Consider the following 14,000-nt stretch of genomic DNA (forward strand, 5'->3'; position numbering starts at 1 on the left):
GTGCAAGAGTTAATCGAGTCGGTAGGACAACTTTCGGCTAAGCAAAGAAAGGCTCTGGCGGTTCTGCTCAAGCAGAAAGGCGTCAACCTCTTTGACATTGCCCCGGTTTTCAAGCGCACGGCTGAAGAGCCGTTGCTGCTGTCCTACGCTCAGCAGCGCCAGTGGTTTCTCTGGCAGTGGGCGCCGCACAGTGCGGCCTACAACATTCCGACGGCCCTGCGCTTGCAGGGTCCGCTGGATGTCAGCGCGCTGGAGCGCAGCGTCCAGGCGCTGATCGAACGACACGAAACCTTGCGCACGGTGTTCTCCCAGGAAACCGCGCAACCCTTGCAAGTGGTCCTGCCCGCAGGGCCCTTTGCACTGGAGATCCATCAACTGAGCACTGAGCTGGCCAACGACGCGGATGCCTCGATCCAGGCGTTCGTACAGACCCAGAGCCAGAAAACTTTCGACCTGCAGCACGGCCCGCTTTTGCGCGCAGCGTTGCTGCAAGTCGGCCCCAATGACCATGTGCTGGTGCTGACCCTGCACCACATCGTCTCCGATGGCTGGTCGCTGCAAGTGATGATCGAGGAACTGGTGCAGCTCTACGCCGGTTTCAACCTCGGTCACGACGCCGGTCTGCCGGCGCTGCCGATTCAATACGCCGACTACGCCTTGTGGCAGCGGCAGTGGATGGAGGCCGGTGAACAGGAGCGGCAACTGGCCTACTGGCAAGAGAAACTCGGTGGCGAACAACCGGTGCTGGAACTGCCGATGGATCGCCCGCGCACCATCGAGCAAAGCTTCGCTGGCGCCAGCCATAACCTGATTCTCGACCCGGCGCTGAGCAACGCGCTCAAAGCCTTCGCCCGGCACGAAAACGTCACCCTGTTCGTGGTCTTGCTGGCCTCGTTCCAGGCCTTGTTGCATCGCTACAGCGGTCAGGCCGACATCCGCGTCGGCGTGCCAAATGCCAACCGTGGCCGGGTAGAGATCGAGCGGCTGATCGGCTTCTTCGTCAACACTCAGGTGCTCAAGGCCGACATCGATGGGCAGATGTCCTTTGTCGATCTGCTGCGTCAGGTCAAACAGACCGCGCAAGAAGCGCAGGCCCATCAGGACTTGCCGTTCGAACAACTGGTCGAAGCACTGGAACCGGGCCGCAGCCTCAGTCACAGCCCGCTGTTCCAGGTGATGTTCAACCATCAGGCCGAGCGCCGCGTGAGTGTCGAAACCCGTTTGAATGGCCTGAGCATCGAGCCACTGGAATGGCAGAGCCAGACCGCGCAGTTCGACCTGACCCTCAACACCACCGAACAAGCCCATGGCATCGAAGCCGTACTGAAATACGCCACCGATCTGTTCGACGCCGCGACCATTGAGCGTCTGGCACAACACTGGAACGCGCTGTTGCAGGCCATCGTCGCTGCGCCGACCCAGCGCATTGGCCAGTTGCTGATGCTCGATGCCGGCCAGCAGCAACAATTGCTCGCGCAGTGGAATCCTGAGCGGGTCGAGCAACCGCTTGAGCAGTGCATTCACCAAGCCATTGAAGCGCAGGCCGAGCGTTATCCCGATGCGATCGCCGTGACGTACGACGGGCAACGCCTGACGTACGCCGAACTCAATCGCCGCGCCAACCAGTGGGCGCATGCGCTGATCGCCCGTGGCGTTGGCCCGGACGTGCGTATTGGTGTCGCGGTCGAGCGTTCGCTGGACATGATTGTCGCCATCCTTGCCGTGCTCAAGGCCGGTGGCGCTTATGTGCCGCTGGATCCGGGCTACCCGGATGATCGCTTGAGCTACATGATCGCGGACAGCGGCATCGAGCTGCTGCTGACCCAGGGTCATCTGCTCGCGCAACTGCCGGTGCCACCGGGGCTGGCGTGCCTCGATCTGCATCAGGCGCCAGAGCCCGGCAATGAAACCAACCCGCCATGCCTGACCTCGCCGGACAGTCTGGCGTACGTCATTTACACCTCCGGTTCCACCGGTAAACCGAAAGGCGCATTGCTGCCGCACGGCAACGTCATGCGGCTGTTCAGCGCCACCGAACACTGGTTCGATTTTGGCCCGCAGGACAGCTGGACGCTATTCCATTCCTACGCCTTCGACTTCTCGGTCTGGGAGATTTTCGGCGCGCTGTTGTATGGCGGCAAACTGGTGGTGGTGCCCCATGACATCAGCCGTTCTCCGGAAGATTTCTACACGCTGCTGTGCGATGAAAACGTCACTGTGCTGAACCAGACGCCGTCGGCGTTCAAGCCCTTGATGCAGGTCGCCAGCGAGTCGTCGCGCAACAACTCTCTGCGTTACGTGGTGTTCGGCGGCGAGGCGCTGGAAGTGCAGAGCCTGCGCCCGTGGTTCGAACGTTTCGGCGACCATGCGCCGACGCTGATCAACATGTACGGCATCACTGAAACCACGGTGCACGTGACCTACCGGCCATTGTCGATGGCCGATCTTGAGCAAAGCCACAGCAGCCCGATTGGCGAGCCGATTGTCGACCTGTCGTGGTACTTGCTCGATGGCGCGCTGAACCTGGTGCCACAAGGTTGCATCGGCGAGTTGTACATCGCCGGTGCCGGTCTGGCCCGGGGCTACCTGAATCAGGCCGGCATGACCGCCACACGTTTTGTGCCAGACCCGTTCAATCCACAGGCCGGCGAGCGTCTGTATCGCACCGGCGACCTGGCGCGGCTGCGCGGCGACGGGGTGATCGAGTACATCGGCCGTATCGACCATCAGGTGAAGATTCGCGGTTTCCGTATCGAGCTGGGCGAAATCGAAGCGCAACTGCTCAAGCATGCCGATGTGCGCGAAGCGGTGGTGCTGGCGGTCGACGGGATCAGCGGCCAGCAACTGACGACGTGGATTGTCGCGAACGAGGAACTGGACGTCGCAGGGCAGGGCGCATTGCGCGATTCAATCAAGGCACATTTGCGCGAGACCCTGCCGGATTACATGGTTCCGGTCAGTTGGGCGTTCCTTGAGCGTCTGCCGCTGACCGCCAACGGCAAACTCGATCGCAAGCAACTGCCGCACCCGGAAGTTGCGCAGGTGCAGGAAGTCTATGCGGCGCCGCGCAACCAACTGGAGCAGCGTCTGGCCGAGATCTGGCAGGACGTGTTGAAGGTCGAGCGGGTCGGCCTCAACGACAACTTCTTCGAGCTGGGCGGCGACTCGATCATTTCGATTCAAGTGGTCAGCCGCGCGCGTCAGGCGGGCATTCGCTTCACCCCCAAAGACATCTTCCAGCATCAGACCGTGCAACGTCTGGCGACCGTCGCGCAACAGAGCGACGCGGTGCAAATGCAGCAGGGCGAAGTGCTCGGCGACGCAGTGCTGACACCGATCCAGCATTACTTTTTCAACAGCGACATTCCGGCGCGGCATCACTGGAACCAGTCGATCCTGCTGACCCCGGCCAGCGCACTGCACGCGGCGCCGCTGGAGCAGGCGCTGGTGCAGTTGCAGCGCCACCACGACGCCTTGCGCCTGCGTTACCGGCAAACCAACGATGGCTGGCAGCAGAGCCACGCGCCGGCGGATCAGGCGCAAACCTTGTTGCGCACGGTCACCCTGGACGACAGCGCAGCATTGCCAGCGCTGTGCCTGGACTTGCAACGCAGCCTCGATTTGCTCGATGGTCCGCTGATTCGTGCAGTGTTGGTTGACTTGCCGGACGCCACTCAGCGTCTGCTGCTGGTGATCCATCACCTAGTGGTCGATGGCGTGTCGTGGCGGATTCTGCTGGAAGATCTGCAAAGCGCTTATCAACAACTGAGCAGCGGTCAGGCTGTGCGTCTGCCGGCCAAGACCAGTGCGTTCAAGGATTGGGGCGAGCGTCTGCAGAAGCATGCCCGTAGCGCTGAACTGGAAAGCGAACTGGATTACTGGCGCGGGCAACTGCGCGATGAGTCGGTCGAACTGCCGCTGGACAACCCGCATGGCCAGTTGAGCAACCGTTTCGAGCGCAGCGTCGATACGCGTCTCGACGCCGAACGCACTCGCCAGTTGCTGCAGCAGGCACCTGCGGTTTATCGCACCCAGGTCAACGACCTGCTGCTGACCGCGCTGGCCCGCGTGCTGTGCCAATGGACGAACACCGATAGCGCCCTGGTGCAGCTTGAAGGCCATGGTCGCGAAGACCTGTTCGATGACGTCGACCTCAGCCGCACGGTGGGTTGGTTCACCAGCATGTTCCCTGTGCGCCTGACCCCGGACGCCAGTCTGGAAACCTCGATCAAAGGCATCAAGGAGCAACTGCGCGCGATCCCGAACAAAGGCATCGGTTATGGCTTGCTGCGTCATCTAGGCAGCGCCGAGTCGCAAGGGGTCTTGAACGAACTGGCGCAACCGAAGGTGACGTTCAACTACCTCGGCCAGTTCGACAACAACTTCGATGAACACGCCCTGTGGGTGCCGGCCACTGAAGACAAGGGCGCCGGTCAGGACGCAAACGCGCCGATGGCCAACTGGCTGACCATCGATGGCCGGGTTTATCAGGGCCAGTTGAGCCTGACCTGGACTTACAGCGGCGATGTCTTTGAAGAGGCGACCATCAACGCGTTGGCCCGCGCTTATGAAGTAGCGCTGAGCGAGTTGATCGACCATTGCCTGAACCATCCGAGCGGCGGTTTGACGCCATCGGACGTGCCGTTGGCCGGGTTGTCCCAGGCGCATCTGGATAGCTTGCCGATCGCTGCCCAGCGCATCGAGGACATCTATCCGCTGGCGCCGATGCAGCAAGGCATCCTGTTTCACAGCCTGTACGACGCCGATGCCAGCGCCTATGTCTATCAGATGCTGCTGGATATCGACGGCCTCGACGTGGCGCGTTTCCAGCAGGCCTGGCAGCGCGTGGTGGATCGCCATGAAGTGCTGCGCGCCGGTTTTATCTGGGGCCGCGATGGCCTCGATGCGCCGCTGCAAGTGATCAATCGCCAGTTGACCCTGGAAATGCCCGAAGTCGATGTGCGCGGTGTGGCGGACTTGCCGGCCGTGCTCGAAGCGCGGGCGCAGGCTGATCGCGCACGCGGTTTCGATCTGCAGAACCCGCCGCTGCTGCGTCTGTGCCTGCTGCGCACCGGCGATGACCGCCATCGTTTGATTTTCACCTGCCACCACATCCTCATGGATGGTTGGAGCAACTCGCGGATGTTCGGCGAGGTGTTGCAGGATTACGCCGGTCAGCCGGTACCAAGCGCGCAGGGCCGTTATCGCGACTTCCTCGTCTGGCTGCAAGGTCAGGACAAGGCGGGCGCAGAGGCATTCTGGCGCGGACAACTGGCCGCACTGGACGAACCGACCCGACTGGCTTCGGCCTGTCACGGGCGTACCGTGCCGGGGCCTGGCAAACAGATGCATCGCCTGCATTTCGACCAAGCCTTCACTCAGCGCCTGAACGGTTTCTCCCGTCAGCAGCAAGTGACCCTCAACAGTCTGGTGCAAGCCGCGTGGTTGCTGGTGTTGCAGCGCTACACCGGCCAGGCCACGGTAGCCTTTGGTGCGACTGTGTCCGGACGTCCGGTGGATCTGCCGGGCATCGAGCAGCAATTGGGCCTGTTCATCAACACCTTGCCGGTGATCGCCAGCCCGCAAGCCACGCTCAGCGTCGGCGACTGGGTGCGCAGCGTGCAGGACAAAAACCTGTTGCTGCGCGACTACGAGCAGACGCCGTTGCAGGACATCCAGCGTCTGGCCCAGCTGAGCGGCGAAGCGTTGTTCGACACCTTGCTGGTGTTTGAAAACTATCCGGTGTCCGAAGCGCTGGAAGCCAATCCGGGCGGTCTGCGTTTCGCTGGCCTGGAGCATCGCGAGCAAACCAACTACGGCCTGACCCTGATCGCCGGGGCCAGCGATGTCTTGAACCTTGACTTCAACTACCTCACCGAACACTTTGCCGAACGCAGCGTGCTAGGTCTGGCGGGGCATCTGGAAGAAGTGCTGCGTCAATTCATCGAGGCGCCGCAGCGTCTGCTCGGTGAGATCGGCCTGTTGCCACTCGCCGAACGCCAGACCCTGGCGCAATGGAACGACCATCAGGCCGCGTATCCGGCTGAGCGGTTGATCCCGCAAAGTTTTGAACGTCGCGTCGCGGCACATCCGCAGGCACTGGCGCTGAGTCATGCCGGCGTCGCCCTGAGCTATGCCGAGCTCAATCAACGCGCCAACCAGTTGGCTCATCATCTTGTCGCACTGGGTGTCGGTGCGGAAATCCGTGTAGGCGTGGCGATGCCGCGTTCGGCGGAGCTGGTCATTGCCCTGATGGCGGTGCTCAAGGCCGGTGGCACCTATGTGCCGCTGGACCCGGATTACCCGGCGGATCGCGTGGCCTACATGCTCGACGACAGTCAGGCGAAAGTCTTGCTCACGCAGCAGTCGCTGCTGGCGCAACTGCCGCAGACCGATGCGCAGGTGGTGCTGGTCGAGGCGGGTGGTGCAGCATTTGCCGAGCAGCCTGCGGACAATCTTCCTGCGCGGGGAGATTCGGCCAATCTGGCCTACGTGATCTACACCTCCGGTTCCACCGGCAAGCCGAAAGGCGTGGCCATTGCCCATCGCAACGTGCAGGCGCTGATTCACTGGTCCGCCGAGGTCTACAGCGAAGACGATCTGCAAGGTGTACTGGCGTCGACGTCGGTGTGCTTCGACCTGTCGGTGTGGGAGATCTTCGTCACCCTCGCACGCGGCGGCTCGATCGTCATGGCGCGCAATGCCCTGGAACTGCCGGACTTGCCGGAGCGCGATCAGGTGCGCCTGATCAACACCGTGCCGTCGGCGATTGCCGCGCTGCAACGCACCGGGCAAATTCCGCCGGGCGTGCGCATTATCAACCTCGCCGGCGAGCCACTGAAGCAGAGCCTGGTCGACACGCTCTACCGCGAGACGGCGGTGGAGCACGTCTACGACCTGTACGGGCCGTCGGAAGACACCACCTATTCGACCTGCACCCGCCGCGAACTGGGTGGTCTGGCGAACATCGGCCGGCCGCTGGTCAACACCACGGCGTACCTGCTCGATGGTCAATTGCAGCAAGCGCCGCTGGGCGTGGCGGCCGAACTGTACCTGGCCGGCGACGGCATCACCCGTGGCTATTTGTTCCGCCCCGGCCTGACCGCCGAACGTTTCGTGCCCAATCCATTCTCGAGCAGCGGCGAACGCATGTACCGCACCGGCGACCTGACTCGCTTCAGCGATGACGGCCGGATCGAATACGTCGGCCGCATCGATCATCAGGTCAAGGTGCGCGGTTTCCGCATCGAACTGGGTGAAATCGAAGCGCGTCTGCTCGCTCAGGACAGCGTGCGCGAAGGCGTGGTGCTGGCGGTGGATGGCCACAGCGGTCAGCAACTGGTGGCGTATGTGGTGCCGAGTGACAGCAGCCTCAGCCTCGAACAATTGGACGATCTGAGTGAAACGCTGCAGGCCGCGCTGAAGGCGCACCTGCCGGAATACATGGTGCCGGCGCAGTGGCTGTTCCTCGAACAGTTGCCGCTGACACCGAACGGCAAACTTGACCGCAAAGCCTTGCCGGCAGCGGACCTCAGCCAGTCGCAGCGCGAATACGTGGCGCCGTCGACGCCGCTGGAGCAGCAACTCGCCGAGGTCTGGCAGGATATTCTGAAGATCGAACGAGTCGGCGTGACCGACAACTACTTTGCGCTGGGCGGCGATTCGATCATCTCGATTCAACTGGTTAGCCGTGCGCGCCAGCAGGGGATTCGCTTCACCCCCAAAGACCTGTTCCAGCAGCAGACCGTGCAGAAGCTCGCCGCTGTGGTTGCGCTCGAGTCGTCGACCGACGAGGCGCCGGCGGATTATCCGCTGGCGCAACTCGATCAGGCGCAGCTAGATGCGTTGCCGGTGCCGGCCGACCAGATCGAGGATGTCTACCCGCTGTCGCCGATGCAGGAAGGCATGCTCTTTCACACGCTGTCGGATAACGGCAGCAGCCTTTACGTGCAACAGGTCAGCCTGCCGATCAAGGGCCTGGACGTGGAGCGCTTCCGTCAGGCGTGGGAATTTGTCATCGCCCGTCAGGCGATTCTGCGCACCAGTTTCCATTGGCAGGACGGCCTGGCCAAACCGTTGCAGGTGGTGCATCGCCATGCGCCGTTGCAAATGCAGGTGCTCGATTGGCGTGATCGGGAGACCAGTGAAGAACTGATTGCCGAGTTCGCCAGCGCTGACCGTGCGCTCGGTTTCAATCTGGCCGAAGCGCGTTTGTTGCGGGTGACCCTGTTGCGCCTGAGCGAGGATCAGTACCAGATGATCTGGACCAGCCACCACATCCTCATGGACGGCTGGAGCAGTTCGCGGCTGTTTGGTGAGGTGCTGCAGTATTACGCCAAGGGCGAAATCATCGGCGAGAACGGTCGTTACCGCGACTTTATCGCCTGGTTGCAGGCGCAGGATCAGGACGCCCAGGAGCTGTTCTGGAAGGCGCGACTGGCGGCGGTCAACGAGCCGACGGCACTGAGCCAGGCGATGCACCCGCGCCACAGCGCCGATGTCGCCGGTCACGATGCAATCTATTCGAACTGGGATAAAGCGCAGACCGCGCGCCTGTTGCAGTTCTGTCGCGACCTGCGCATCACCCCCAACACGCTGATTCAGGGTGCATGGTTGCTGCTGTTGCAACGCTACACCGGGCAGCAGACGGTGACCTTTGGCGCCACGGTGTCGGGGCGTCCGGAAAGTCTGGCGAATGTCGGCAACATGCTCGGTCTGTTTATCAACACCTTGCCGATCATTCAGACCCCGCAAGCCGATCAGCGTCTGGCTGACTGGCTGGGCGAAGTGCAAGCCTACAACCTCGACATCCGTGATTATTCCCAGGCGCCGCTGGCGGATGTACAACGCTGGTCCAGCCTCGGTGGGCAGGCGTTGTTCGACAGCATCGTGGTGTTCGAAAACTTCCCGATCGACGATCGCTTGCAGGAAGACAACGACACCGATCTGACCTTCGGCAAATCCATCGGCCATGGCGTGACCAACGTTCCGATGGACCTCGCGGTGATGCTCGGCGACGAGTTGTCGATCGAATACCTGTACCTGCGCAGCCACTTCAGCGCCGAGGCGGTTGTCGGTATTCGCCAGACCATGGAAAACACCCTCGCCGCGATGCTGGCGGCGCCGTACGAACGCCTCGGTAATTTGCAGCGCCTGAGCGGCGAGCAATGGCAAGCGGCGCAAGCCTGGAGCGCTGAACCGGCACACACCCATCAAGCCGCGCTGTTGCCGGAACTGATCAGTCGTCACGCGCAACAGCAGCCGCAGGCCATCGCCCTGCAATGCGCCGGAATGAACCTGACCTACGCCGAACTCGAGCAACGCGCCAACCGACTGGCGCACTGCCTGATCGAACACGGCGCCGGGCCGGAAGTGGTGATCGGCGTGGCCTTGCCACGCTCGCTGGAAATGGTCGTGAGCTTCCTCGCCGTACTCAAGAGCGGGGCGGCGTACGTGCCGCTGGACATCGACTATCCGCCGGAGCGTCTGGCCTACATGATCGAAGATTCCGGCATGGCGCTGTTGCTGACCCAGAGCAGTCTGCGCAGCACGTTGCCGGCGCCGCAAGGCCTGCTGCGCCTGGAAATCGATCACCTCGATGAAAGCCGCTACGCCGACCACGCCCCCGAACGTCGCGTGCAGGAGCAGGGCCTGGCCTATTTGGTCTACACCTCGGGTTCCACCGGCCGGCCGAAAGGCGTCGCGGTGACCCAAGGCCCGCTGAGCATGCACTGTCAGGCCATCGCCGAGCTGTACGAAATGGACGCCAGCAGTTGCGAGCTGCACTTTATGTCGTTCGCCTTCGACGGGGCCCATGAGCGCTGGTTGAGCACCTTGTACAGCGGCGGTCGTCTGCTGATTCGCGACGGTTGCCTGTGGACGCCGGAGCAGACCTATCAGGCGCTGCACGACTACGGCATCACCATTGCCTGCTTCCCGCCGGCCTATCTCAAGCAACTGGCCGAGTACGCGGCGGCCAGCGGTATTGCGCCGCCACCCGTGCGCATCTATTGCTTCGGCGGTGACGCGGTGCCGGATCAGACCTTCGAGCAGGTCAAAGCTGCGCTGCGTCCGCAGTACTTCACCAACGGCTACGGCCCGACCGAAACCGTGGTCACGCCGATGCTCTGGAAAGTCCCGGTCAGCCAGCATTGCGAAGCGGCGTACGCGCCGATCGGCCGTGCCGTGGGCGCGCGCTCGCTGTACGTGCTGGACGAAGACCTGAACCCGCTGCCGCCAGGCTTTGCCGGTGAGTTGTACATCGGTGGCTATGGCGTCGCCCGGGGTTATCACGGCCGTCCGGACCTGACCTGCGAGCGCTTCGTGCCCAATCCATTCGCGGTGGGCGAGCGCCTGTATCGCAGCGGCGATCTGGTGCGTTTACGCGCCGACGGTGTGGTCGATTACGTCGGCCGTATCGACCATCAGGTCAAGGTCCGCGGCTTCCGCATCGAACTGGGTGAAGTCGAGGCCAGTCTGCGCCAGTTGCCGTCGGTGACCGATGCACTGGTGATCGCCCGCGACAATGCCTCGGGCAAGCAACTGATCGGTTATGTGGTCACCGCAAGCGGCGAGGACATCGGCGATGAACTCAAGGCGGGCCTGCGCGCCTCGTTGCCGGAATACATGGTGCCGGCGCAGATCGTCTGCCTGAACGCTTTCCCGGTAACGCCTAACGGCAAGCTGGATCGCAAGGCGCTGCCGGAACCGGAATTCAAAACCGAAGAATACGTCGCCCCGCGCAATGAGCAGGAAAGCCTGCTCGCGGACATCTGGGCGCAGGTGCTGCAGGTCGAACAAGTGGGCATCAGCGACAACTTCTTCGAGCTGGGCGGCGATTCGATTTTGAGTTTGCAGGTGATCTCCCGCGTCAGAAACCACCCGACGTTGCAGATGGATCTCAAGCTGCGCGACCTGATGCGTTATCAGACCATCGCCGGCATCGTCGAGCAGGAAGCGGCGAAGGAGGGCACGGCACAACCGCAGACGGACGTCACGCACGTGGCCGCCGAGGGCTTGTTCAATCTCTTGCCGATTCAGGAGTGGTTCTTTGCTGAAGGCATGGCCGAGGCGCATCACTACAACCAGTCATTGCTGTTGAGCGCGCGCCAGCCGCTGGACCTCGATGCGCTCGAGCAGGCACTGGGCTGGATCGAGCAACATCACGACTCGTTGCGCCTGCGTTTCTCCCACGAAGGCGGGCGCTGGATGCAGCGTTACTGCGACCTCAGTGAACAGGGCGAGACGTTGCTCTGGCGCCGCGAGGCGGACAACAGCGAGCAGGTCGAAGCCTTGGCCAACCTTGCCCAGCGCAGCTTGAAACTCGATGACGGGCCGGTCTGGCGGGTGATGCACGTCGCCTTGCCGGATGGCCAGGCGCGCCTGCTGGTGGTGATTCATCACTTGGTGGTCGACACCGTGTCGTGGCGAATTCTGCTTGATGATTTGAAAATGGCTTACGAGGCGTGCGTGCAGGGGCTGCAGCCGAAACTGCCGATTCGCACCAGCAGTTACCGATCGTTCGCCGAAGCCTTGCAGGCGCAGGCGCCGGTGATTGCCGAGCAGGAGCTGGGGTATTGGCTGGAGCAACTGGATCAGCCGGGCGTCGACTTGCCGTGCGACAACCTGCGCGGCAAAAACCTCGTGCGTCAGCAGGCGCAGGCGCGGCTCAAATTGTCTCGCGAGCACACTGAACAACTGCTCAAACAGGCCCCGGCGGTGTATGGCACGCAGATCAACGACCTGCTGTTGTCGGCGCTCAGCCGTGCCCTGTGCCGCTGGAGTCAACAACCGTCGGCACTGATCCTGCTCGAAGGCCATGGTCGTGAAGATCTGTTCGAGGCCATCGACCTGAGCCGCAGCCTGGGCTGGTTCACCAGCATGTTCCCGGTGCGTTTGCGCCCCGACAGCGACGACATCGGCCAGTCGATCGTCAATGTGCAGGCACAGTTGGCAGCGGTGCCGCAGAAAGGCATCGGCTATGGCGTGCTGCGGCATCTGGCAGGCGCTGAGGTGTCGAGGCAACTGGCCGAGCTGCCGCAAGCGCGGGTCACGTTCAACTACCTGGGGCAATTCGACCAGAGCTTCGACGAGCAGGCCCTGCTGGTGCCGGCGCTGGAAGAAACCGGTGACAACTACAGCCTCAAAGCCAATCTGGGCAATTGGCTGGAAATTGTCGGCCAGGTCTATGACGGTCAGTTGGCCTTGCGTTGCATCTACAGCAGCCAGCGTTATCGCGCCGGCACCATGGATGCCTTGATGAGCGATTACCAGCGTGAGCTGGAAGCGTTGGTCGAGCATTGCATGGCACGCGCGGGCTGATCGCCACGCGTTCAGTCATCTTCGGCGGCGCTGCCGCGGCGCGCCCCTTTTTTTGCCGATACAAGGATTTTAGCGATGTCGTTACACCCTGATCTGGAAGCCTTCCTCGACCTGGCCCAAGATAGCCAGGACGCCGGCCTGCCGGCCATGCACCAAATGACTCCGAGCGAAGCCCGCGCGACTTTCGAGCAGACCACGGCGCAACTGCGCTGGCCCGCGCCTGAAGACCTGCTGGTCAGCGAAATCGACACGTCGGCACGCGATGGTGCGCCGCTGGCACTGCGTCTGTATCGACCCAACGCTGCGGTCTCGCCGATGCCGATGCCGATGCCGATGCCGGTGCTGGTGTATTTCCATGGTGGCGGTTTTGTTGTCGGCAGCCTCGACTCTCACGACGGTGTGTGCCGCGAGTTTTGCCAGCGCACGCCGTGTGCGGTGTTGTCGGTCGGCTATCGACTGGCCCCGGAGCATCGTTTTCCAACGGCACTGGAGGATGGCGAAGACGCCTTGTCGTGGTTAGCGGAAAACGCCGTGAGTCTTGGGCTTGATACCTCGCGCGTGGCGTTTGGTGGCGATAGTGCCGGCGCGACGTTGGCTACGGTGCTGGCGATTCAGGCGGTGGTGCAACCGCATACTGTGGCCATCGCACCCAAGGCACAGTTGTTGTGCTATCCGGTGACCGATGCTTCGCGCGTGCACGATTCGCGGTTGTTGTTCAGCGAGGGGTATTTGTTGGAGAGCGATACGCTTGACTGGTTTTATCAGCATTACGCTCGCAGTCCGGAGGATTATCTGGACTGGCGCTTTTCGCCGTTGTTGGCGGAGGATCTGCAGGGGGTGGCGCCGGCGATTGTGTTGTTGGCGGGTTTTGATCCGTTGTTTGATGAGGGGCAGGCTTACGCTGATAAGTTGCGGGGGCAGGGGGTGAGTGTTGAGGTTGAGCATTGTCCCGGGCTGACGCATGATTTGCTGCGGATGGCTTCGGTGATGCCTGATGTTTTGCGGGTGCATGAACGCCTGAGCCGAGCGTTGGCGCGGGTGTTGGTTTGATTTTTGGGGGGGTGGTTTTTGGGTGAATATCCGTTGCTGCGGTAATGGCGGCTTAGGGTTCCGCCCTTACGGCGGGTCACTTTTTACAAACGCCTAAAAAGTAACCAAAAACGCTTGCTCCTACGTGCGGCCCGCTCGCTGGGGCTCGGGGTTCCTTCGCTGCGGGATCGATCCGGGCGCAGCGCCTACGGTTTGCTTCGCTGCACCTCCTCTCGCTGTGTTTGGCTGCGCCAAACGGTCGCTGCGCTCCCACGCCCGGATCAATCCCTCCACTCAGCCTTCCGACGTCGCCTTACAGATCAAAAGCCGCAGCCGAGCTAACGCTCATCCTGTTGAGTGGTGAGGAGCAACAGCGTGGTCGGCTTTGGATTTGTGTTGGAGCTGCCCCTCACCCCAGCCCTCTCCCGAGGGAGAGGGAGCCAATTTGTGGGCTTTTCAGAATCTAAGTTCAACGCGGTATCGCACGTCGGCGTAGCTCTCCCAAACACCACGCTCAGTCCCCTCTCCCTCCGGGAGAGGGTTAGGGTGAGGGGCTCTTGATCTGGCTTGTGATCTTGCTTTGGCTTTGGCTTTGGTTTTTGATCTTTTGCCCCATCGGCAGGCCGAGCGGAGGTGTTCATCCGGGGGGT

General features: G+C 62.3%; 2 protein-coding genes. Both read left to right on the plus strand.

Going from position 1 to position 14,000, the window contains the following annotated elements:
• On the plus strand, positions 1–12,321 hold the full coding sequence (locus AC0ZWN_RS25335) for a non-ribosomal peptide synthase/polyketide synthase (protein WP_476337055.1): 12,321 nt from the start codon (positions 1–3) through the stop codon (positions 12,319–12,321).
• 75 nt (positions 12,322–12,396) lie between these two features.
• Positions 12,397–13,371: an alpha/beta hydrolase gene (locus AC0ZWN_RS25340; RefSeq protein WP_476337057.1), complete on the plus strand. Its 975-nt coding sequence runs from the start codon at positions 12,397–12,399 to the stop codon at positions 13,369–13,371.
• Positions 13,372–14,000 lie beyond the last annotated feature (629 nt).

The organism is Pseudomonas sp. 3B-A001-10F (assembly GCF_056313565.1).

Coding starts and splice junctions, on each gene's coding strand:
- AC0ZWN_RS25340 (WP_476337057.1), top strand. CDS start 12,397: ATGTCGTTACACCCTGATCTGGAAGCCTTCCTCGACCTGGCCCAAGAT.